This window comes from Myroides odoratus (genome assembly GCF_965118575.1).
In the GTDB taxonomy this organism is placed as follows: domain Bacteria; phylum Bacteroidota; class Bacteroidia; order Flavobacteriales; family Flavobacteriaceae; genus Flavobacterium; species Flavobacterium odoratum_B.
The window spans coordinates 38432-62444 of the sequence record NZ_CBCPHW010000021.1 but is presented as its reverse complement, the minus strand read 5'-3'; the positions used below and the strand labels follow the sequence as shown (position 1 = coordinate 62444).

The window sequence follows — 24013 nt, the reverse complement described above, 5'->3', positions numbered from 1 at the left end:
TTCATAATTCATTTGTTATTTTCAATTTTTCTAAATTGATTCGTTACTAGTATTAAATCTCTATGCTGCCAGATGAAGTTACAATCTGTTTATCTCATTAGTTTTTGTGTTTGGCTTTTACTGGGCTTTCAAGGAGAAAATGGGCTTTGTTAGTTCAAATAGAGAGGGAAGTAAAGGGTCAGATGCTATTTATCGGAAAAGAAGCCATGTCAACAAACCATACAAGGGAAGATATATGATCAAAATACGGATGAAGCATTGGCTAATGCAGTAGTAAGCATCTCAAATGGTTTATATCAAAAATCCGAAACAAGTCAGACCGATAGCCAGAGGTATTGTACTTTTTCGCAATTAACGTGTGATTATAAATACCGAATTAGGGCTGAGAAACCATCATATAGGACGGTTGAAGTGTCTTTTAATGCTAATAGTGAATCAGGAATTGAGACGGTCAATATCGGATTAGAACGGACAGAAAAAACCCTTGAGGTAAATGAGGATTTATTTAAGAAGCTAAAACTTCAGTCAATTTACTTTGATTTTGACAAATCAAATATTCGTAGAGAGGCAACCCTTGAGCTGATGAAAATTGTGGAAGTGATGAAACAATATCCGGAGATGAATATTGAAGTGCGCTCTCATACCGATAGTAAAGGGAATAAAAGATATAATATGAGCTTATCTGAGCGACGTGTACAATCGACTATAAAATGAATGATTGAACGAGGTATTGATAAGAATCGTTTAACTGGAAAAGGGTATGGAGACAGTCAATTATTGAATAGGTGTCGTGATGGAGCTGAGTGTATAGAGACTGAACATCAAGAAAACAGACGCAGTGAATTCATTATTATCAAATAATAAAATTAGCTTATTTTTAGAATGTAAAATTAATTTAATGCCATTAAAGAGGTTTAAATACCTCTAAAAATAATGAGGGTGTCCCAAAAAGGCACCCTCATTTTAGGGTTTAATTGTACAAATTTAACTTCGCAATAAAAACCATTTCTTGTCTCTCCAACTGGGTAAGAAATTCCGTTTTTTGTCGTTGGATCGTCTTTGTGTAGAATCAAAATACAATGATTCAAATAAAAATGACTTACTTTTGTATTAAATATTAATAGAATGAAAGACGCTAATAAAACCCAGAAAAAGTTACACGAACGCAATAAACATAAGCATTTATATGACTTTGATAAATTAAAGCTAGTTGTTCCTGAATTAGCAGCTTTTATTAGTAAGAATCCATCGGGTGTAGATACGATAGACTTTGCTCTTCCTGAAGCGGTTGTATTACTCAATAAAGCAATTCTGATGAAAGACTATAAAATTACATATTGGGAGATGCCTAAAACTAATTTATGTCCACCGATTCCTGGACGTGCCGATTATATCCATTATGTAGCTGATTTATTAGCGGAAGAAAATGGCGGAAAGATTCCAACGGGAAAAGGAGTTAAAGTATTGGATTTAGGGATTGGGGCGAATGTGATTTATCCTATTATTGGTATAGCAGAATATGGTTGGGAGTTTGTAGGATCAGAAGTTGATGCCGTATCGATAAAAACAGCGAGTCATATTGTGGATAACAATCCACATCTAAAGAAAAGCATTACCATTCGCCAACAAATGAGTAAGCGAAATATACTAAAGAATATTATGGGAGAGAAAGAGTATTTTGATTTAGTAATCTGTAATCCTCCTTTCTTCTCTTCAAACGCAGAAGTATTAGCCAAAACTACTCAAAAACTTAAAAATTTAGGAAAAGAAATCATCGGTAAGCCCGTACAAAATTTCAGTGGGCAGAACAATGAATTATGGTGCGAGGGTGGAGAGAAAGCGTTTATTACCAACTATATATATGAAAGTAAGCATTTTAAAAGACAAGCGGTTTGGTTTACAACGTTGGTATCAAATAAAGAGCATCTAAAGCCTTTGCAAGCCCTATTAAAAAAGGCAGAAGCAAAGGAAGTTCGTGTGATTAATATGGAACAAGGAAATAAAATAAGCCGTATTCTGGCCTGGCAATATTAAGTTTTAGCTTTGATTTTATTTAGTACGATGTAAATAATAAACGCACTAAGTTAGGGTAAGATTAATTGCACTTTAGAAAAGGGAACAGCGTTTTTTTTTAAACTTTAAGATTGCCACTCTAGGTGCAAAAGCGAAGGAGAGATAGAGTGATTTAAAATAACTTTTTTTGTATCAGTAAAAAAAATTACTTTTGTTTGTTAAAGCGTGGATACTCACGCTTTTCTTGTTTAAAATAAAAAAACATTTTTCGTGAAAGGTTTCAAACATATTGTCATTTTTAGATTATCAGCTATGGGAGATGTAGCGATGACTGTTCCTGTAATTCGAGCGTTACTCGAGCAGCATCCTCATGTACGTGTAACAGTTGTTTCACGACCTTTCTTCAAACCCTTTTTTAAAGGTATAGATCGCGTTGATTTTTTTGCTGTTGATGTAAAGAAAAAGCACAAAGGTTTTTTGGGATTAATACGCTTATATAAAGATATTAAAAAGCTAAAACCGGATTATTTTGCAGATTTTCACAATGTATTACGCGCTCAGATTGTTCGTATATTGTTTAAGCTTTCTGGTATCCCAACAGCTGCCTTAGATAAGGGTAGAGAAGCGAAGAAAGCTTTAACACGTTCAGAACATAAAGTGTTTAAACCCGTGCAGACCATGTTTGAAAATCATTGCCAAACCTTAAAAAAACTAGGTTTTTTAGTGAATTTGGAACAGCCTGTTTTTCCTGAAAAAGCACCCTTAGCTCAAGAATTAGAATTGTATAGCAAAAAGCAAGACAAAGTATGGATAGGTATTGCACCTTTTGCCCAATACGACAGCAAAGTTTATCCTTTGGATTTGATGCAAAAAGTAGTAGATGAATTAGCCGAACAAGAAAATCATTTGATTTTTCTTTTTGGAGGAGGGGAAAAAGAAATTGCTTTGCTAAATCAACTAAAACGCGATAATGACAATGTCATCGTCATGGCAGGTAAGGTGAAATTAGAAGTAGAGATGAATTTGATTCAACAGTTAGATGTAATGCTTTCCATGGATTCAGGAAACGCTCATATTGCAGCTATGTTAGGGGGAAAAGTTGTAACTTTATGGGGAGCAACACATCCTTATGCGGGTTTTACACCTTTTAACCAACCGTTGGATTATTGCCTTACTGCAAATCGCGAACAATATCCCTTATTGCCCACTTCAGTATATGGCAATAAAAAAGTAGAAGGATATGAGGAAGCGATGCGTACAATTCTTCCAAGCACAGTATGCAATAAAGTAAGGGAAGTAGCACAGAATAAATAAGGAATAGTCAAAGATAGAAGTAAGACATGATGAAGATTCAAGATTATATTAGGGATATTCAAGATTTTCCAAAAGAGGGAATTGGTTTTAAAGATATTACCCCCCTTTTAAATAGTCCAGAGGCTATGGAAGAAGCGACCAAACAGCTTTTGGCCTTGGTTGGCGATAAAAAAATAGATCGTGTAGTGGGTATGGAAAGTCGTGGATTTTTCTTTGCGACGTTGTTAGCAAAGGAATTAGGAGCAGGTTTTGTACCTGTTAGAAAACCTAAAAAGCTGCCTTTTGATACGATTTCTCAAGAATATCAATTGGAATATGGAACGGATATACTAGAAATGCATGCAGATGCTATAAAACCAGGAGAAAAAGTGCTGATCCACGATGATGTATTAGCAACAGGAGGAACAGCAGAAGCGGTTTGTAAGTTAGTGGAACGTTTGGGCGGAGAAATCGTACAGCTTAATTTCTTGATGGAGTTATCTTTTTTACACGGACGTGATAAACTAAAGACGTACGATGTAAAAAGTTTACTGTCATACTAAATTGCTTAAAATAAAGAGAAACAAAAGCTGATATAGCATTAGATTTAAATAAAGGGATAAGGGAATGTAGTAATACTATATTCCCTTTTTCCATTAAAAAAATGAAATACTAGACTATAAAAACATTTTGCTTGTTTTTACAAGGAGTACGCTTACCAATTGTGATTATATCAACAATTTGTGTCTAATTTTATCTATTTGGAGCTGTATGAGGAAGCATTAGCTCCAAATGTGTTGATTCAGATTATATTCTTGGGTCGCTTAGTCTCTTTAAATTTAAAATTATGAACTTGACTCGCCCTATTTATTTCTCTTTTTTTTAAAAATACATTTTTGTGATATTTCTGTTCATACATTGGTGAAAAATACCATTTATTGTTTTTTTTATTGGTGTTAAACGGTTATTTGCTGCAATATTAATTGTAAAAATGTAAATCTATGAAGGTAATTCACCGTATTGGTTGCTGTATTCTTACGGCCTTATTTATTAGTTGTTCATCAGAGCAACAAGACTCATCAAGTATGGAAATAGATGTATTGGTATTGGACAAGGTTTCAAGGAAAAATTATTCCACAGAGATTATTCAAAGTAATGTACCAGCAAGTGAGGAAGTTTTAAACTATATTTATGATGCAACAGGACGTTTGATGACTATTAATCTAGTGCGACTGACTAATATCGCACTAGAGGGTGCTTCAAAAGAGAACCTAAAAGTGATGTTTTTTTATAATCTAAAAAATAAGTTGACATCATCTAAAATGATTAATGTCCAGACAGAGGAAGAATTGATGTCTAAAACGTTTGCTTATAATGATAAAGGATTGATTCACAAAGTTGTTGACCAAAAGAATGCTATTGTTTATACCTATAGATATTGTGTAAGTAATTGTGTTCTTATTGTTGATGTGGAGGATAAAAATCAAGATTTTTCAATTATTTTACAATATAGTTTGAGTAAAAATATTGCTCGTGTATCTAATTCAAATTTTCCAAAAGAAGGAATTAAGTTTACGTATGACAGCAATAAAACGCCCTATACTAATATGAATCTGGATTTTTTGTATGAGGAGTATAATTACATAAAGGTGTTGACGCCATTTAAATTTATAAATAACAATATTGCTTCATGGGCTAGTGAAGAACAGAATGATAAGGAGGTTAAATGGAGTATTGTATATGAATATAATACAGAGGGAATGCCTACAAAAAAAACGGTGTTCGATGCCAATGATAAGGCTAAAATTTTAAGTATTCAAGATTTTAGCTATAAAACTATACGTATAAAAGCGAAGAATTTAGTGCCTTATTACAATGGAGATTTCTAATGTTAATACTTTTTGTTACTTAAGAATTCAATGCAGGTTTTTATTTGTAAGTGTTTATTTATAAGTTAGATATGTTTAATGCTTTTTGTTTGAAGAAGGGATGAAAAAGAGATTTTAGTAGGACAGAATCGACCGATATATGCAAGTGTTTATCTGAGAGATGTTAATTTTTATATAAACACTTGCATATTAAAATTATTATTAGAAAACTTTGTACCAACCCCTAAGGGTATACACAAGTGATGAAGAAAACAGTATTACATACTACTTTTAAAACGTACAGCATAGCTTCTGCTTCTGCTTCTGTTTTCTTGTTATCTACTTCGCGGGCATCGCGGTCGCGGGCTTAATTTTTTAAGCTTTCTTTTTCTTTGGGTATATTTTTACTCAATTCAATAAATCTATCAAATTTTAATGTATTTCAACGGGGTTGAAAGGGAAAATTCATATGTTTTTACCTGTTTTTCCATAGACTTAGTTGAATTCTAACTATCTGTTTTTGAGATGAATTCAAATCAGTTTATTGTAATGCCAGCGAATGAAACACACGTTGGTTATGCTGCGCAAATTTGTGATGAAATGGCACTTTCTGCTCAAGCTCGTGGTACAGGAATTGCTAAAAGAAAACCAGAATATGTAGCCAATAAAATGCTCGAAGGTAAGGCTGTTATTGCGTTGCATCGAGACGGCACTTGGGCTGGTTTTTGCTATATAGAAACGTGGAGCCATGGTGAATATGTAGCCAATTCAGGTTTGATAGTCAATCCAGTATTCAGAAATGAAGGCTTGGCAAAAGCAATTAAAAAACGAATTTTTGAACTCTCGAGAACACAATATCCTCAAGCGAAAATTTTTGGTTTAACAACGGGATTAGCGGTCATGAAAATCAATTCCGATTTAGGCTATGAGCCCGTTCCCTATTCTGAACTTACACAAGATGAATCGTTTTGGAAAGGCTGTGAAAGCTGTATTAATTTTTCAATTTTGCAAAGTAAAGAACGCAAAAACTGTTTATGCACGTCCATGCTTTGGGATCCCATCGAAAAAGAAAAAGAACTTCGAAATAAAATAGATCAAAAAACAAAAGCGAAAGAACGATTAAAAGAAATGCAAAAGAAATATTCTTTACTGAAAAGATTACAAATGAAAATCAAACAAACCGTAAAGAAAACGCATCTATTTTAAATTTAAACATGAACAAGATGAACAAAAAAGTAGTTTTAGCCTTTAGTGGTGGATTAGATACTAGTTTCTGTGTAATTTACCTCAAAGAGGAATTAGGATATGAAGTACATAGTGTAGTTGTAAATACAGGTGGTTTTTCCAAAGAAGAACTAAAAGATATTGAAAAAAAAGCATATCAATTGGGGGTTGCTTCACATACAACCTTAGATGAAACAACAAAGTATTATACGGATTGTGTCAAGTATTTGATTTTTGGCAATGTATTAAAAAATGCTACATATCCATTATCTGTAAGTGCAGAGCGCGTATGTCAAGCGACAGCTATTGCGAACTATGCAAAAAAAATCGGATCAACCGCAGTTGCACATGGAAGTACAGGAGCTGGAAATGACCAAGTGCGTTTTGATATGATTTTCAATATCCTAATTCCCAATATTGACATCATTACGCCAATTAGAGATTTACAATTAAGTCGAGAAGAAGAGATTGCTTATTTGCAACAGCATGGGGTTGAAATCAATGCTGAAAAAGCAAAATACTCAATTAATAAAGGTTTGTGGGGCACTTCAGTAGGAGGAAAGGAAACGTTAACTTCTAATCTATATTTACCTGAAGACGCCTGGCCAACTCCCTGTACTAAAACAACGCCAGAAATCATTGAAATAACTTTTGAACATGGCGAACCCGTTGCATTAAATGGTACAGGAATGGAGCCTACTGAAGTAATCCAACAACTACAAGCATTAGCACAACCCTTTGGTATCGGCAGAGATATCCATGTAGGCGATACAATTATTGGGATTAAAGGAAGAGTTGGTTTTGAAGCAGCTGCGCCACTTATTTTGGTAAAGGCTCATCATATACTTGAAAAACATACGCTTACGAAATGGCAATTGAGTTGGAAAGAACAGTTAGGGGCTTTCTATGGCAATTATCTGCATGAAGGCCAATTCCATGATCCAGTTATGCGAGATTTAGAAGCTTTTTTATCAAGTACACAAAAAACAGTAAGCGGTAAAGTTTTTGTAGAACTATATCCACATCGTTTTGTCATTCAAGGTATTGACTCAGATTTTGATTTAATGTCCAATGCATTCGGTAGTTATGGAGAAATGAACAAAGCGTGGACGGGAGATGATGTCAAAGGGTTTTCTAAAATTTTTGGCAACCAAGTGATGATTTGGCATAAAGTAAATAAACAAAAGGATTAGGTATGCAAAAGATTAAAGTTGGAATTGTTGGTGGTGCTGGGTATACAGGAGGTGAATTAATTCGTCTTTTGTTAGTTCATCCTGGGGTAGAACTTGTTTTTATTCACTCGAATAGCAACGCAAATAACCCCGTTTACAGTGTGCATACGGATTTATTTGGTGATACAGATCTAGTGTTCACTTCAAGTTTGGAAGACGTAATTGATGTAGTTTTTCTGTGTTTAGGGCATGGAGATTCTACCGTTTTTTTACAGAAAAATTCCTTCGGTAAGGAAGTGAAAATTATCGATTTAAGTCAAGATTTTAGATTAAAAACAACACAAAATCCCTTTGTATATGGATTGCCTGAATTAAATAGAGCGCAAATTAAACAGGCTAATTTTATTGCAAATCCAGGTTGTTTTGCAACAGCCATACAATTAGCTTTATTGCCTTTAGCTACAGAGCATTTGTTGCCTAAATCGATGTATATTAATGCAATAACAGGGTCAACAGGAGCAGGACAAGGTTTATCCGCTACGTCACATTTTAGTTGGAGAACCAATAATCTGTCTATTTACAAGGCTTTTACCCATCAACATTTAGGCGAAATTGGACAAAGCTTGTCGCAATTACAACCGAATGAAGAACCTAAAATTAAATTAATTCCAGAAAGAGGAGATTTTGCCAGAGGAATTTTTACTAGTGTCCTTTTTGAATCAACCATAAGTAAAAAAGAGCTGCAAAATTTATATTATCAGTTTTATGAAACGCATCCTTTTACGCATTTTAGCGAAAAGGGCATTCATTTAAAACAAGTAATAAACACCAATAAGTGCATATTATCAATTGAAAAACACCAGGATGATGTAGTTATAACAAGTGTGATTGATAACCTAGTAAAAGGAGCTTCAGGACAAGCGGTTCAAAACATGAATCTGATGTTTGGATTAGATGAAAAAACAGGCTTAAATCTGAAAGCATCTGCTTTTTAAAACCGATAAAATTATGATGAAATTATATGATGTATATCCTTTAAACCCGATTGAAATCGTAAAAGGACAGGGGAGTTATGTTTGGGATAAAAATGGACAATCGTATTTAGATTTCTATGGAGGACATGCTGTTATTTCGATAGGGCACACACATCCGCACTATGTTAAGCGTCTAAAGGAACAGCTCGATCAGATTGGTTTTTATTCGAATTCAATTGAAATTCCCTTACAACAACAAGTAGCTACTTTATTGGGAGAAGTATCAGGATTACAGGATTATCAACTGTTTTTGTGCAATTCAGGAGCTGAAGCCAATGAAAATGCCCTAAAAATAGCTTCTTTTCACAATGGAAGAAAAAAGATTATCGCTTTTTCTAAGGCCTTCCACGGAAGAACATCCTTAGCTGTTGCTGCAACGGATAATCCCAAAATTAGTGCACCAATAAATGAAATTAATCACCTTGTTTTTTTGCCTTTTAATGATGAAGAAGCTTTAGAACAAGCCTTTTTAGCGTATGGCAATGAAGTTGCCGCAGTGATTATCGAAGGTATTCAAGGCGTGGGGGGGATCCAAGTTGCAACAACATCCTTTTTACAAAAAATAAGAAAGTTGACAACAACCTATGGTGCTATTTTTATTGCAGATGAAATACAATGTGGATATGGTAGAACAGGCTCTTTCTATGCCGTAAATGACGCAGGAGTTGAAGCAGATATCTATACGATGGCCAAAGGGATGGGAAATGGTTTTCCTTTAGGTGCAATTGCCCTTTCACCCGTGTTTATACCTTGGCATGGACAGTTGGGAACCACATTCGGCGGAAATCACTTGGCATGTGCGGCTGCATTAGCCGTTTTAGAAATTATCCAACAAGATCAATTGTTGCTACAGGCAAAAGAAATTGGAAATTATTTATTGACAGAATTGAGTAAATTAAATCCTATTCAAGAAGTTAGAGGAAAAGGATTGATGATTGGCATTGATCTTGCTCCTGAGTTAAAAGAATTGCGTTCGGATCTGTTATTTAAGGATCACATCTTTACGGGTAATGCAAATCCGAATGTAATTCGTTTATTACCTGCTTTGACAATTACCAAACAAGAGGCGGATTTGTTTCTAGAAAAATTCACAAAAAGACTCCACCAATATTAAAATAAGTACCAATGAAACAGTTTTTTTCAGTACATGACCTACCCTCTCTATCTGAAGCTGTAAAAGCAGCTTTGGCTTGTAAGGCAAATCCCTTTCAAAATGAAGATTTAGGGAAATATAAAGTACTTGGCTTGGTTTTTTTGAATCCAAGCTTAAGAACAAGAATGAGTACCCAAAAGGCGGCAATGCAGTTGGGAATGCAAGTGATGATTATGAATATGACCTCAGATGGATGGGCATTGGAAACAAAAGATGGAGTAGTGATGGATGGACATACCGCAGAGCATATCAAAGAAGCGGCGGCTGTAATGGGAGAATATTGCGATATCTTAGGATTGCGTTGTTTTCCTGGCTTGAAGGATGCCACAGAAGATTATAGTGAAGAACTCTTTCATAAGTTTTCCCAATATTGTGGAAAACCAGTTGTTAGTTTAGAAAGCGCAACAAGACATCCTTTACAAAGTTTTACCGATTTAATTACAATTATAGAACACGGTGATTTTCAATATGATGAAGATAAAAAACAGTATGTGCCCCAAACTAAAAAACCCAAAGTGGTTTTAACTTGGGCGCCTCATGTAAAGGCTTTACCACAAGCGGTACCTAATTCTTTCGCAGAATGGATGATTCAAGCCGAGAAAGAGGGGTTACTTGATTTTGTTATTACACATCCAGAAGGCTATGCTTTAAAAGAAGAATTTACAACGGGCGCGTCTATAACGATGAATCAAGAGGAAGCATTGGCAGCGGCGGATTTTGTGTATGTAAAGAATTGGTCGAGCTATGAAGAGTATGGACAAATCACTTGTACTGATGCTTCATGGATGTTGACTTTGGATAAATTGAAGATTACCAATCAGGCAAAAGTAATGCACTGTTTACCTGTACGACGCGATTTAGTACTTGCTTCGGAAGTTTTAGATAGTCAACAGGCTATTGTAATTGAAGAAGCAGGAAATAGAGTTTGGGCCGCACAAGTTGTATTAGAAGAAATGCTAAAAAATAAGTAGAAATGCAAAAATTAACCTTAGTAAAAATTGGTGGTACTATTGTAGATGATGCTATAGCGTTGAAGGAATTTTTAGCGCTATACACTCAATTGGCATCGCCTAAAATCTTAGTGCATGGCGGAGGTAAAATAGCGACCGAATTGGCAAAAGACCTGGCAATTCCCACTGAAATGATACAAGGAAGACGAATTACTTCATCAGCGATGTTACCCGTTACAGTAATGGTTTATGCAGGGTTAATTAATAAACAAATTGTCGCTCAATTGCAACAGAAGAATTGTGATGCTATCGGGTTATCTGGTGCGGACGCCCAGCTTATTGTGAGCCATAAACGTCCCGTTCAAAATATCGATTATGGTTTTGTAGGTGATTTTGAACCCAAAGATGTGAATACAACTCGTTTAAGACAACTCATAGATTTAGGGCTATGTCCAGTGCTCTCTGCAATTACTGCAGATAATGAAGGACAATTATTGAATACAAATGCTGATACAATTGCTTCAAATCTAGCGGTTGCACTAGCTTCATTATATCAAGTAGAGTTAGTGTATTGTTTTGAAAAAAAGGGTGTTTTATATGATGTAAAGGATGAAAACACGGTGATTCCCACAATTAACCCAACCAATTTTAAAGCATTAAAAAAAGAGGGCGTTATTGCAGCGGGTATGTTGCCTAAAATTGAAAATGCATTAGCAGCGGTTGAACAGGAGGTAAGTAAAGTTTGTATCAAGCAAGCTGAAAGTCTTTTGGATGAAACGGCAGGAACAGTCATTCGTCTATAGAACTAAAACCATAAAAATGAAAAAAGAAGTAACAACACAGGCTATACGACTACTGGAAACATTAATTGCTACTCCTTCTTTTAGTAAAGAAGAGGATAAAACGGCAGATATAATAGCCCGTTTTTTAGTTCAACAGGGTGTTTCCATTCACCGAGAATTAAATAATGTTTGGGCTTTTAATAAACATTACAACCCAGATAAACCGACGATCTTGTTGAACTCTCATCATGATACCGTTCGTCCGAATAAAGATTATACGAGGGATCCTTTTTTACCAGAAATAATAGAGGGAAAACTTTATGGGTTAGGAAGCAATGATGCAGGAGGATGTTTAGTGTCTTTGATTGCAACCTTTTTATATTTTTATGAGCAAAAGTATTTAAAGTATAATTTCTGCATGGCTGCTACTGCTGAAGAAGAAATTTCTGGAACAGATGGGTTGGAGTATGTGATCCCTAAATTAGGGGATTTAGCCTTTGCTATTGTTGGTGAACCCACACAAATGCAATTGGCGATAGCAGAACGCGGCTTAATGGTGGTAGATTGCGTTGCTAAAGGTCGTTCCGGACATGCCGCACGTGAGGAGGGGGATAATGCTATTTTAAATGCAATTCCAGCTATTGAGTGGTTTACAACTTATAAATTTCCAAAGGTTTCAGAAGAATTTGGCCCCATCAAGATGAATGTTACAATGATTCAGGCAGGAACCCAACATAATGTTGTGCCTGCTACGTGTGAATTTGTTGTAGATATTCGTGTGACGGATGCCTATACCAATGAGGAAGTTTTGGAAATCATACAGCAACAAGTTGCTTGTGAAGTAAAACCACGTTCAACTCGTTTAAAACCTTCTTCTATTGCAAAAGAACATCCTATTGTTCAAGCAGGTATACTTTTAGGACGTACCACCTATGGATCTCCAACTACGAGCGACCAAGCCTTGCTAGATATCCCATCTTTAAAATGTGGCCCTGGTGATTCTGCTCGATCTCATTCAGCGGATGAATTCGTATATGTAAATGAAATAGAAGAAGGAATAGCCCTTTATATTGAAATGTTAAACCAAATCGTGAAGTAAAATGAAGTTATGGCAAAAAAATACAACAGTAAATCAGGAGGTAGATACTTTTACGGTTGGTCAAGATAGAGTACTAGATCTACATTTAGCTCCTTTTGATGTGTTAGGTTCCTTGGCGCATACACAAATGTTACAACAGATTGGTTTATTGACGCAAGATGAGCTAACAATAATTCAAAAAGAACTCAAAGTAATCTATCATGAAATAGTAAATGGAACGTTTTCTATTGAAGAAGGTGTAGAAGATATTCATTCCCAAGTAGAATTACTTCTAACACAAAGAATTGGAGAAGCAGGAAAAAAAATTCATGCTGGACGTTCAAGAAACGATCAGGTATTGGTCGATTTAAAACTGTATTTCCGTTATGAAATTGAAGAAATTGTTCATAAAGTGAAAACTGTTTTTGCAACATTTCAAAAATTAAGCAATCAACATAAGGAAGTATTGATGCCTGGTTACACACACTTACAGGTGGCGATGCCTTCTTCTTTTGGACTTTGGTTTGGGGCGTATGCAGAGAGTTTGGTAGATGATATGGAACTCTTGCTGGCAGCATGGAAAGTAGTGAATAAAAATCCACTAGGTTCTGCCGCTGGGTACGGATCGTCTTTTCCCTTAAATAGACAAATGACCACAGATCTATTAGGTTTTCAAAGCATGAATTACAATGTGGTTTATGCCCAAATGGGAAGAGGAAAAACAGAACGTATCTTAGCACAAGGATTGAGTGCAATTGCTGCAACTTTAGCAAAATGGGCTATGGATTGCTGTCTCTATATGAATCAAAATTATAGTTTTATTGCATTCCCAGCTCATTTAACTACAGGCTCAAGTATTATGCCTCATAAAAAAAATCCAGATGTGTTGGAGTTGGTCCGCTCCCGTTGTAATAAAATACAAGCTTTACCCAATGAAATTGCTATGATGACTACCAATTTACCGTCAGGCTATCATAGAGATTTGCAGTTACTCAAAGAAAATCTCTTTCCCGCTTTTACTTCATTGAAAGAGTGTTTAGATTTAACCCAACTGATGTTGGATAACATTCAGATTAATTCAGCAATCTTAAATGACTCAAAATATGATTATTTATTTAGTGTTGAGGTTGTTAATAAGCAGGTTTTAGAGGGAATTCCTTTTAGAGAGGCCTATAAAAACATTGGATTAGCTATTGAAGAAGGAACCTATCAACCGAGTAAAGAGGTGCTTCATTCCCATCAAGGAAGTCTTGGAAATTTAATGAACGAAGAAATAAAATTAGAATTTGAAGGGATTTATCAGTCTTTCAAATTTGATCAAATAAAGGATAAACTAGTACGTTTAGTGTTGTGATTGATTGTAAAAGGCTTATAATTTTTTTTATAAGCTTTTTTTGTTTAAATTTATGTTAAATATCGTAACGTATGAAAAATTTAAATTTAATTATAGCTGTCTTCTTAGGACTACTAACCCTTTCTTGTTCAAGTGATGAGGGAGGGATAAAAGGTGATCCCATTTTTTCAGCAGAGTATATCCCATTAAAGGATCTATCAGATTTGGGTAAAGGAACTTATTTTTATGCAGGTTTCAAGGCAGAAGGTAGGAAAGTAAGTTTATTAGCAGAGAATACAGATTCTTGCCAGAAAGATGATATTTTTGCTCCTGTTTTTAACGCAAATGGAGATTTAATATTTTTCCAATTTCACAGAAGTAATTCTGGATGTATAGGAGGATATACAGTTATTCTATTGACGAATAATCAATTGTTGGATACGGGCATTATGGAAACAAGCTTATATTCAGGAGGATCATATTCAGGAGAGGAAGAAAAACCCGGATTAGAAGAGGAAGAAAAACCCAGTTTTGAAAGGATAGTGAAATCTACGTTGGATGTGGTTAAATCACGGGAACGTTATGATGGTCCACTCGAGATAGGTTTTCAAGGTGGATATCTTCGTATTGAGGATCGCATGTCACATTATTCTCGTCCGAAACAAACGGATAAGGTATATTTGTATTTTAAAAGCAAAGAAAAGTAGTTTATGAACGAATATCTTGATTAAAAAAGTTTTAGTATAGTTGAGTAGTAATTAAAGCGATTAAGCACTTTTTTTAATTAGATTTGTTTAAAATTTTAATTAATGCAATGAAAAAATTAGTTGTAATAGTACTGTTTTTAATAAGTAGTTTGCTAGGTGCTTGTTCAAAAAGTGATTATGCAATGGATATTGCCCCGGTTTTCTCATTAACATACCTTCCTTTGAAAAGTTTAACAGATTTGGGAGTTGAACCTTATATTTATGCAGGGTTTATAGTAGAAGGAAGAAAGTCGAGTATGTTACCGCCTACTTCTACATCATGCAATAGAAATGATTTGATGAAATTAATTTTTGAAGCTAATGAGCTTGTCGGTATTCACTAATATAGAATGAATAGAGCCTGTGCTGGATTAGATATTGTTTCATTGAAGAAAAATACCTTAGTCAAAGAAGGGTATTGCGAACTAATTTATTAGGTTCAAATGATAGTCTAGACAAACTAAAAGTGGATGAAGAAGGTCGGATTAATCTGGAAATCGGCTTTCAAGGAGATTATTTGCGTATCGAAGACAGAATGTCTAACTATTCGCGCCATAAATATGATGAAAAAGTATATTTATATTTTACGAGACGAGATATTTAATAAAAAGGTAGAGGTTAGATGCTATTGAGAAATGCCCCAATAAGTAATCTAACTTATTGGGGCATTTTTTATTAAATATCATCGTAATCGATGTGAATTTCATCTGAGGTGACAATTGCTTGGCACGATAAAATTAAACCTTCAGCAATTTCATCCTCCGTTAAAATGCTATTGCGTTTCATTGTTGCAGAACCTTTGGTCACTCTGCACATACAAGAACTACAAATTCCACCTTGGCACGAATACGGTGCATCTATACCCGCTTCTAAAACACCATTTAGGAGTACTTCACTTCTTGACATCTCGAAAGTTGTTTTGTCATTGTCAACAACTACAGTGACTTTAGTACTTCCTCCTAGGGGTGCTACAGCTTCATTTCCCTCTGTACTAGGGGTAAATATTTCAAATAAAATTTGCTCTTTTTTTACTCCTTTTGATTGAAGTGTCTCGCTTACTATATCAATCATGGCTTCAGGGCCACATAAAAAATAGGTTGAAAAGATTTTATCTTGATGTTTATTGTTAACTACAAAATTTATGGCCGCTTTGTCAATACGTCCAAAGATAGAATCTTCTTCTTTCATTCTTGAATAAACAAAGTGAACATACAATTGTTCTGGATATTGCTCTTGAAGTTGATGTAACTGGGTGTGAAAAATAGTTTCTTCCCTTGTTTTATTTCCATAAACAAGAACAAACTTACTTTGAGGTTCTACTTCTAAAACCGTTTTTAAAATAGACATTACAGGTGTAATACCACTACCCGCAGCAAAAGCAGCATAGGTATTTGTTGCTTTAGGATTTGGTGTAAACATAAAACGTCCTTCAGGAGCTTCTACATTTAATTGATCCCCCACTTTCAACGTGTCATTGGCATACGTCGAGAATACACCTTGTTCTGCTTTTTTGACAACAATGCGAATTTCTCCACTTTGAGGGGTAGAACAGATAGAATAAGCACGTCTTATTTCTTTGCCTTTATGTTCATGACTAATATTGAGATATTGCCCAGCAACAAAGGTATAATCTTGTTGTAATGCAGCAGGAATATCAAATACGATCGATACGGCATTCGGAGTTTCTCTTCGAATCTCTTTGACCGTTAATGTGTTGAATCTTGACATCGTTTAGTTCTGTTTATTTTCGCAAAAATACAAAACCCATTGAGTAAAAGGAAGTTTTAAATCTCGGATTAACGAAAATTATCATACCTATAATTCATAGGTATCAAAAAAAGAGTATATTTGTATACCTAGGATTCTTATATATGGCAAAACAACAACAATTATACAAAGGAAGTCTCAATACAATTATTATGAAGCTATTGGCTGAAAATGATCGGATGTATGGCTATGAGATTACGCAAAAAGTAAAAGAAATAACAGCGGGAGAGATGAGCTTAACAGAAGGGGCTTTATATCCAGCGTTGCACAAATTAGAAGCGGATGGCTTTTTAGATGTCGAGATGGAACGTGTAGATGGTCGAGTGAGGAAATATTATAAATTGACAGAAAGTGGAGTAAAAGAAACTACGAACAAATTGGAGGAACTAGAAAGTTTTATTCGAAATATGCAAAATATTGTCAATTTGAAATTGACTTAAATGCCTTTTGTTGTCAACCTAAGCTGAAAGATGATGCACAAATTAACGCTAGAACAAATTCAAGACATAGAAAAGCGATTGCTGATTAAGTATGATTTAAAATATGAAGCGATGCGCAATGAGCTTTTAGATCATATCGCTTGTGAAATTGAAAATCGAATGGATGAAGAAGAAACGGATGAAGAAGCGACCATACTCGTATTTAGAAGATGGAATATAAAACTACTATCAAATAAAAAAGGCTTTTATAAAGGAATCCCTCATTTTATTGTCAATCAATTAAATGCAACATACCGAAAAGTTGAGTTCAAATCACTATGTCTATCGATTATTCTTGGTTTTGCTTTGATTCTAGGAGGTATGTATTTGAATATTGATAAAGCATTGTTATTGTTTTGTTTATTTATGCTCAATGGCGTTGGAATTGGATTAATGTTTTGGGAATTACGAGGTTTAAAAGACTACCGCTTGGACTTTTTTAAAAGCAAGGGATTAGTAGTCTTGCTTAAAGCAGGCATAGCTTTAGTGGGGGTATTTTTGTTTCATATTCTATGGGGCAAGGATACCAATACGTTTAGTCTAGATTTTTTAATCGTGTTTTATTTTTTAGTCAATACCCATTTGTTGTATCAATTTAGGAACTATAGTAAGTATCAGCAGTTTAGAATTACACAAGAATTGAAGGAGTAAGAGAATTGCATTTAAAAAAGAAAAAATGAATAGAATAACCACGAGCCAATTACGAGCGATAGAAAATTTATTGATAACGCAATATGATTTGCATTTTGACGGATTTCGCAATGAAAGTGTAGATCATATTGCTTGTGAAATAGAAGAAAGCATGAATAGGGGAATGGCTTATGAGGAGGCTTTGAAAAGTAGTATAGGGAATTGGCATTTTGAATTAAAACCTATCTTAGGAGAAAAAGGAATACCCACATTGGTTGTAAAACGACTGTATAAAAAAGATGGGATTACTTACTTCTTTTTGATTCTGTTGTTTTTTGTGAGCTGGTTTGGAGATAGATATAGCTTAATCGAAAGTGTACTTAATCCTTGGTTTAGCTTGGTTATCATTCTACTGGGTTTTCTTTTATCTGTGGGCATCCAGAAGCGATTTTTTAAACAAAAATGCTATGAAATGATGTTTTATATGCAAGGATTAAAGCATTTGATGCTTGTGAATATCATCACCCTGACTTTAGCTATGTTAAATCTAAAAGCAGAATTTGGAACATTTTTTTTCTTATCTCCCTATCACATTTTTATTTTGACATTGAATGTTTTAGTCTGGAATATCTTGTTTACCAGTAAAATAATCCAAAAATACAAGCTATCTAAGACGCAAGTAATTTAAAAGAAATAATGAATACGCTAACTAACCAACATATAGAAGACATCAAGTATTTTTTAACTTCACAATATCATATGGAGAGAGATGAAAATGTACGTGATGAGGTGCTAGATCATATCGCTTGTGAAATTGAAGAGAAAATGAATCAAGGAGTTTCTTATTCAGTAGCATTTAAACTGATACTTAGTAAATGGCACAAAAATTTACAGCCTTCTTCTTTTAATGGATATCAAAAAATACCGCGTTTTATTGCAAAACGCTTGATTCAAACAGATCTGCGCTTTCAAGTTGCGATAATTGTAGGGTTAATGGTCTTACTGTCAGTTGTTGGAGAATGGAGTATACTAGTAAAAACCAGTAGTTTCTTTCTTTTAATTGCTTCATGGAGTTTGAGTAGGTGGTATTTACATCAAGTAAAAGACCAGGGGAGTTATGCTGTTGTCTATTATAGAACGCAAATACAATATTTAGGATATTTAAATGGAGGTGCAATGCTATTAATACCCCTGCTCTTTGGTTGGCTGTGGAATACCCCTGCTTTGATTTATGGAGCAACCACTATATGGTTTTCTTCTTGTCTTTTGTTTGCATATAATACTTATTTCTCTTACCGATTATATCAGTTTAAAGAAACCATACAATCTAATTAAGTGATGAATAAACTAACAAAACATCAACTTCAACATATCGAACAATTCTTAATTGAACACTACCGCTTATTCTATATTGACATTCGCGCAGAAGTGTTAGATCATATTGCAGCTGATATAGAAGCAGAGCTGCTCAATTCTAAAGCGTATGAGGAGGCCTTTGTTTCAGTCATTGCAAAATGGGATCCGTTGTTAAAACCAGCTAAATCCATTTTTAGAGGCATACCCCATTTTATTGCCAAACAATGGATGAAAGAACGCTTCAATCGCGGAGGAAAGGCTTGTCTGTTTGGAATATTAACGACCCTATTATCTGCTAGCCTATTTCATCGCTTTGTGGATTTAGACGAAAATTTTTTAATCGGGTTGGGAATCTTAGGAATCATATTTATCAGTTGTGGAATCGTGTATTTACGTAATTACAGCTTAGTAAAAAAGGCACCTTTGTATACGGCAACAGGCACCTTTTTGCGTATCGAGTTTAAAAGACTTGTACTCGTACAAAGTACTTTTGTTGTCATGACATTACTCTCTCAACTGAAGATAATTCCAAATGAAGATTGGGTTTTTTATACTTATGTACTCCTGGGATGCGTGACGTTGTTTTATATGATTCATTGGCGAATGGACTACCAAAAAGAAAAACTATATCAAATAAAATGGAAAGCCGTTTAAGACGAGATACGATGGAACGAAAGATTATACCAGAAGAAATAGAACAATTACATTTATTTGTTCGCAAACATTATGTAGAATTTTACGATGTAGAACTCGAATTAGTAGATCATTTAGCGAATGATATTGAAGAACAATGGAGAGAAGATAGGCAGTTAACTTTTGAATTTGCTTTGAACAAAGCCTTCAAAAAATTTGGAATATTCGGTTTTAGTGATGTCGTAGAACAAAAGGTAAATAAGCTGAGTAATGCCTATTATAAGGAAAGTTTTAAGCGGATGAAATCTTTTTTTACCCCTCCAAAACTTGTGGTGTCCCTAGCTTTGTTTTTGGTTTTGTTTGTTGGGTTTAAGCAGGTAAAAGTAATAGCTCTCGCGCTCTCGGGAGATAATCTAAAACTTGTTGGCTTTTTATTTTTGATCTATCAATTTATTCAATTGTATATAAATAAGATCAAACAAAATAAATCCGGAGAGAAAAAATGGTTGTTGGATCGTGTTTTGTTTAATCTGGAGATATGGCCCTATTACCTACTGACTCTCTTTGTTCTAGGTTGGCTCATGCCCCGTTATTCCGTTAATCAAGCAAGAGCAGTATCAACCTTTCTTGCCGTATTATCTGCGTTATGGTTAACGTTGACAATCTTGTACGTGTATGTGTTAAAGGCAATTGTTGTACCCCATATTAAGCGTGAGTTACAAGAACAAAAAAATAGAATTTTAGCTATTTAATATGAAATAAAAGTGACTGGATCCAGTCATTTTTTTTATGCAATTGCATGAAAATTAACACCAATTTTTAAGAAGTTGTAACAGAAGCAAAAGATGAGCGTCTTATTCTATATCAACCAAAAAAATAGAGTATGAAATTAGTATTCACCTTGTTTCTGTTCTTTATATCGCTATTTGCTTTTGCACAAGTAAAGGGGACAATTAAAGATAAAGAAGGAAAACCAATTAGCTATGCAACAGTAATTTTAGAACAAACCCAACAAGGAGTCATCAGCAATGACAGGGGCGAGTATGAAATTAAACCAAGAGCTGAAGGTAGTTATACCGTGGCATTTCAATTTCTAGGCTATAAAACCGAGAGAAAAACAATTCAATATCAAGGAACACCAATGAATCTCACTATCGTTTTAGTGGAGGAAGAATTTCAATTGGATGATATTGTGATTAAAGTGGGTAAAAATCCAGCGGATGATATTATCCGTAGAGCTATCGCAAATAAAGAACAAAACACCAAAGGGATGGCTTCTTTTACTGCGGACTTCTATTCGAAGGGAATGATAAAAAGCTTAAAAATACCCAAGTTTGCAAAAGATAAAGTACTTGTTAACGGTGATAAAGTAGCCGGATTGGATTCTTTAGGACAAGGAATTCTTTACTTATCCGAAACCGTTTCTGAATTAAAGTACCAAAAACCGAATCAACTAAAAGAACATATTGTTGCCTCTAAAATAAGTGGTAACAATAACGGATATAGCTTTAATACGGCGGATGAATCGTTTTACGATTTTTACGAAAACTACCTAACGATGGCGGATTTCGGCATGCAACTCGTTTCTCCTATTGCACAACAGGCCTTTGCTTTTTATAAATTTAGTTTAGAAGCTACGTTTAAAGATAATGGAGTAGTAATTAATAAAATTAAAGTAACACCCAAGGTAAAGAATCAACCGGTTTTTTATGGAGATATTTATATTGTGGATCAAACAGCTGCAATTTATGGGGTTGATTTAACAGTTACGGGTGTAAGTTTACAACAACCCTTTCTTGAATCGATCACAATTAGTCAGAATTTCTTTTATAACGAAACCAATCAAACTTGGGTAAAGCGTTCTCAAACCTTGGATATGTTGATTAGTTTGCTTGGATTTAAAGGACAAGGAACCTTCTTAAGCGTATTTAATAACTATGATTTTATACCCAATTTTACCCGAGCAGATTTTGGAAAAGAGGTTTTGTCCTTTGCCAAAGATGTCAATAAGAAAGAAGAGGCGTATTGGAATAATCACCGATTATATCCTTTAACTGTAGAAGAACTAAAAGATTACCACGTCAAAGATAGTATCCGAGAAGTTAAAGATTCTCCACACTATAAAGATAGTATTCGCATGGTACATAATCGCTTTACATGGTTATCTCCAGTAACGGGGTATGCGTATAAAAACCCAAGTGAGCGCTTTACTTTTACGTATAATGGACTTATCGAGCTCGATAAAATAGGGTTCAATACCGTTCAAGGTTTTTTTATGGGCTCAAGCCTTTCGAGTACTTTTTATAGTAAAGATAAAAAATCATATACGCGCGCAAAGGCTGATTTTAATTACGGATTTGCTTCGGAGCGATTTAGAGCGTATGGAAGTCTAAGCCATCAGTTTAAAGATGCAAATAAATCGTTCCTTTATGTAAAAGGGGGGACTAAAATAGAGCAGTTCCACAAAGAGAATATTAGTGAGGTATTCAATTCATTGTTCTCGTTGCTTTTTAGAAAGAATTTTGCCAAATATTACAATCAAGAAGAAGCGTATATAGGATATAAAGGAAAATTTGTTGAAGAGGCGATTGCATTGACTACAGAATTGGGCTATGAACAGAGAAAACCCTTGTTTAACAACGCCAATGGGTCTTTTTATACAGGAAGCAGAGCCTATACCTCAAATGACCCTACGGATCCTCTAAATACGTTAAGCGCACCCCTTGAATTACACCATCTGTATAAATTCCGTATAGGAGCAAATATTCGTTTAGGGATGAAGTATATTTCCTATCCCGAAGAGCGTTATTATATGCAGAATTACAAATATCCAAAGCTTAGTATCGGATATGAAAAAGCATTTAGTGGAAATTTAAACCGTTATAATTATGATTTAATCACGGCAGGTATTGCTCAAGATATTTCGCTGAGTAATAAAGGCGAGTTTTCTTATAACATTAAAGGGGGACATTTCTTTAATGCGGAAGGCATTTCTTATGTAGACCGTAAACACTTTACAGGAAATCAAACCCATTTGAATATAGACAATGATCGCATGAGTTCATTTAACTTATTGCCTTATTATAGCTTAAGTACGAATAAATCGTATGTAGAAACCCATTTAGAATATAATTTTAAAGGATTTATCATGAATCGGTTGCCTTTGCTGAAATGGACGGGATGGAATGTTGTAGCAGGCTATCACAATGCGGCAACTTCGAATAACAAAGTGTATCACGAATTTACGGCGGGACTAACCAATATAGGAATTGGGAGCATGAAAGGATTCCGTGTAGATTATGTACGCGCTTATCAAGGAAGTACATTCTTTAAAGACGGAATTATGATTGGATTGAAAAAAGAGTTTTAGGATTCGTTTGATAGTAGGATTGGAAAGAGTTTAGTTTATTGTACAATCCGAAAAAAAAGCCCGATACACACTGTATCGGGCTTTTGTATAGCTAAAATGTTTAGAAACTTGATTTAAATTGCTCTAAGAAACGAACATCGTTTTCATAGAACATACGAATATCACTAATCTGATATAATAACATCGCGATACGCTCTATTCCCATACCAAAAGCAAATCCACTGTATTCATTTGCATCGATGTTACAGTTAGTAAGTACATTTGGATCAACCATACCACATCCCATAATTTCTAACCAACCGGTTCCCTTTGTAATTCTATAATCTATTTCTGTTTTTAATCCCCAGTAGATATCTACTTCTGCACTCGGTTCAGTGAATGGAAAATAAGACGGTCTTAGACGAATTTTAGATTTGCCAAACATCTCTTTCGTAAAATACAATAAGGTTTGTTTTAAATCTGCAAAAGACACATCTTTATCAATGTATAACCCTTCTACTTGGTGGAAAATACAGTGTGAACGAGAAGAAATATCCTCATTTCTGAATACACGACCTGGTGAAATAGTACGTAAAGGAGGTTTGTGGTCTTCCATATAGCGCGTTTGCACAGACGAAGTATGTGTACGCAATAAATGTTGTGGATTAGATTGAACAAAGAATGAATCCTGCATATCACGTGCTGGGTGATAGTCTGGGAAGTTCAATGCTGAAAAATTATGCCAATCGTCCTCAATTTCGGGGCCTTCAGAAATAGTAAAACCAATGCTGTTAAAAATATCAACAATCTGATTTTTTACAATAGAGATAGGATGTCTTGAGCCAAGAAGCGTAGGATAACCTGGACGCGTTAAATCGCCATACAGTCCTTGTACATTCTTAGATTCTATTTCATCCTGAATCGTTTTTACTTTAGTTTCAATGGCGCTTTTTAGCGTATTAATTGCCTGACCAAATTCCTTTTTTTGCTCGTTAGGAACGGTTTTAAAGTAGGCAAATAATTCATTTAAAATTCCCTTTTTAGAAAGGAATTTAATTCTAAAAGCTTCGAGTTGTTCTTTGTTATCGGTTTGGAAGTGTTCTGCTTCGCCGATGTATTCTTTTATTTTATCTATCATTTTAAGTAAAGTAAA

The 24013-nt window shown here is 34.7% G+C and carries 25 protein-coding genes; 23 read left to right on the top strand and 2 right to left on the bottom strand.

All coding sequences use genetic code 11. From position 1 onward, the window contains the following. The first annotated feature begins 258 nt into the window (after positions 1–258). The 16 genes from ACMHJ2_RS15370 to ACMHJ2_RS15295 all read left to right on the top strand — a co-directional run bounded on the left by ACMHJ2_RS15370 (position 259) and on the right by ACMHJ2_RS15295 (position 14990). A complete protein-coding gene (locus tag ACMHJ2_RS15370) occupies positions 259–714 on the top strand; it encodes an OmpA family protein (RefSeq protein ID WP_413513757.1) in 456 nt (151 codons plus the stop codon). Beyond that, the gene (locus ACMHJ2_RS15365) at positions 715–861 is read left to right on the top strand and encodes a hypothetical protein (protein ID WP_413513756.1); all 147 of its coding nucleotides are present in this window, start codon (positions 715–717) and stop codon (positions 859–861) included. A gap of 264 nt (positions 862–1125) precedes the next feature. After that, positions 1126–2034, top strand: coding sequence for a 23S rRNA (adenine(1618)-N(6))-methyltransferase RlmF (rlmF, locus tag ACMHJ2_RS15360; protein WP_413513755.1), 909 nt, complete (start codon positions 1126–1128; stop codon positions 2032–2034). Positions 2035–2283: 249 nt separating this feature from the next. Further along, a complete protein-coding gene (locus tag ACMHJ2_RS15355; protein ID WP_413513754.1) occupies positions 2284–3327 on the top strand; it encodes a glycosyltransferase family 9 protein in 1044 nt (347 codons plus the stop codon). Positions 3328–3356: 29 nt separating this feature from the next. Beyond that, positions 3357–3869, top strand: a complete 513-nt coding sequence (locus ACMHJ2_RS15350) for an adenine phosphoribosyltransferase (RefSeq protein WP_413513758.1) — start codon at positions 3357–3359, stop codon at positions 3867–3869. A 438-nt stretch (positions 3870–4307) separates the two neighbouring features. Then, the gene (locus ACMHJ2_RS15345) at positions 4308–5195 is read left to right on the top strand and encodes a hypothetical protein (protein ID WP_413513753.1); all 888 of its coding nucleotides are present in this window, start codon (positions 4308–4310) and stop codon (positions 5193–5195) included. A 504-nt stretch (positions 5196–5699) separates the two neighbouring features. Continuing rightward, positions 5700–6380 carry a GNAT family N-acetyltransferase gene (locus ACMHJ2_RS15340; RefSeq protein ID WP_413513752.1) on the top strand — a complete coding sequence of 227 codons (681 nt, stop codon included), beginning with the start codon at positions 5700–5702 and terminating at the stop codon, positions 6378–6380. A 17-nt stretch (positions 6381–6397) separates the two neighbouring features. Then, a complete protein-coding gene (gene argG / locus ACMHJ2_RS15335; RefSeq protein WP_413513751.1) occupies positions 6398–7591 on the top strand; it encodes an argininosuccinate synthase in 1194 nt (397 codons plus the stop codon). Positions 7592–7593: 2 nt separating this feature from the next. Continuing rightward, entirely contained in the window at positions 7594–8565 is a 972-nt protein-coding gene (gene argC, locus ACMHJ2_RS15330) for an N-acetyl-gamma-glutamyl-phosphate reductase (RefSeq protein ID WP_413513750.1), read from the top strand. A gap of 13 nt (positions 8566–8578) precedes the next feature. After that, a complete protein-coding gene (locus tag ACMHJ2_RS15325; RefSeq protein WP_413513749.1) occupies positions 8579–9718 on the top strand; it encodes an aspartate aminotransferase family protein in 1140 nt (379 codons plus the stop codon). 11 nt (positions 9719–9729) lie between these two features. After that, positions 9730–10728: an acetylornithine carbamoyltransferase gene (locus tag ACMHJ2_RS15320; protein ID WP_413513748.1), complete on the top strand. Its 999-nt coding sequence runs from the start codon at positions 9730–9732 to the stop codon at positions 10726–10728. A gap of 2 nt (positions 10729–10730) precedes the next feature. Next, on the top strand, positions 10731–11510 hold the full coding sequence (gene argB / locus ACMHJ2_RS15315; RefSeq protein ID WP_413513747.1) for an acetylglutamate kinase: 780 nt from the start codon (positions 10731–10733) through the stop codon (positions 11508–11510). A 16-nt stretch (positions 11511–11526) separates the two neighbouring features. Next, entirely contained in the window at positions 11527–12588 is a 1062-nt protein-coding gene (locus ACMHJ2_RS15310) for a M20 family metallo-hydrolase (protein WP_413513746.1), read from the top strand. A gap of 1 nt (position 12589) precedes the next feature. Continuing rightward, positions 12590–13921: an argininosuccinate lyase gene (gene argH, locus ACMHJ2_RS15305; RefSeq protein ID WP_413513745.1), complete on the top strand. Its 1332-nt coding sequence runs from the start codon at positions 12590–12592 to the stop codon at positions 13919–13921. 71 nt (positions 13922–13992) lie between these two features. Further along, positions 13993–14607 (top strand): hypothetical protein, encoded by a 615-nt coding sequence (locus tag ACMHJ2_RS15300; RefSeq protein ID WP_413513744.1) that lies wholly within the window; start codon positions 13993–13995, stop codon positions 14605–14607. A 107-nt stretch (positions 14608–14714) separates the two neighbouring features. Next, positions 14715–14990, top strand: coding sequence for a hypothetical protein (locus ACMHJ2_RS15295; RefSeq protein WP_413513743.1), 276 nt, complete (start codon positions 14715–14717; stop codon positions 14988–14990). Between the two features lie 331 nt (positions 14991–15321). On the opposite strand, the gene ACMHJ2_RS15290 is transcribed toward ACMHJ2_RS15295, so the two are convergent. Beyond that, on the bottom strand, positions 15322–16374 hold the full coding sequence (locus ACMHJ2_RS15290) for an FAD-binding oxidoreductase (protein WP_413513742.1): 1053 nt from the start codon (positions 16372–16374) through the stop codon (positions 15322–15324). Positions 16375–16517: 143 nt separating this feature from the next. On the opposite strand from ACMHJ2_RS15290, the gene ACMHJ2_RS15285 reads away from it, so the two are divergent. The 7 genes from ACMHJ2_RS15285 (at position 16518) to ACMHJ2_RS15255 (ending at position 22881) form a co-directional block, all read left to right on the top strand. Further along, positions 16518–16853 (top strand): PadR family transcriptional regulator, encoded by a 336-nt coding sequence (locus tag ACMHJ2_RS15285; protein WP_413513741.1) that lies wholly within the window; start codon positions 16518–16520, stop codon positions 16851–16853. 30 nt (positions 16854–16883) lie between these two features. Beyond that, complete coding sequence (locus ACMHJ2_RS15280; protein ID WP_413513740.1) at positions 16884–17543, top strand: hypothetical protein; 660 nt, start codon at positions 16884–16886, stop codon at positions 17541–17543. A gap of 25 nt (positions 17544–17568) precedes the next feature. After that, positions 17569–18210 carry a hypothetical protein gene (locus tag ACMHJ2_RS15275; protein WP_413513739.1) on the top strand — a complete coding sequence of 214 codons (642 nt, stop codon included), beginning with the start codon at positions 17569–17571 and terminating at the stop codon, positions 18208–18210. A gap of 8 nt (positions 18211–18218) precedes the next feature. Then, positions 18219–18857 carry a hypothetical protein gene (locus ACMHJ2_RS15270; RefSeq protein WP_413513738.1) on the top strand — a complete coding sequence of 213 codons (639 nt, stop codon included), beginning with the start codon at positions 18219–18221 and terminating at the stop codon, positions 18855–18857. A 3-nt stretch (positions 18858–18860) separates the two neighbouring features. After that, positions 18861–19532 (top strand): hypothetical protein, encoded by a 672-nt coding sequence (locus ACMHJ2_RS15265; RefSeq protein ID WP_413513737.1) that lies wholly within the window; start codon positions 18861–18863, stop codon positions 19530–19532. 11 nt (positions 19533–19543) lie between these two features. Continuing rightward, entirely contained in the window at positions 19544–20263 is a 720-nt protein-coding gene (locus ACMHJ2_RS15260) for a hypothetical protein (protein ID WP_413513736.1), read from the top strand. 131 nt (positions 20264–20394) lie between these two features. Then, positions 20395–22881: a DUF5686 and carboxypeptidase regulatory-like domain-containing protein gene (locus ACMHJ2_RS15255; RefSeq protein ID WP_413513735.1), complete on the top strand. Its 2487-nt coding sequence runs from the start codon at positions 20395–20397 to the stop codon at positions 22879–22881. A gap of 100 nt (positions 22882–22981) precedes the next feature. On the opposite strand, the gene pheS is transcribed toward ACMHJ2_RS15255, so the two are convergent. Beyond that, positions 22982–23998, bottom strand: coding sequence for a phenylalanine--tRNA ligase subunit alpha (pheS, locus tag ACMHJ2_RS15250; RefSeq protein ID WP_413513734.1), 1017 nt, complete (start codon positions 23996–23998; stop codon positions 22982–22984). Positions 23999–24013 lie beyond the last annotated feature (15 nt).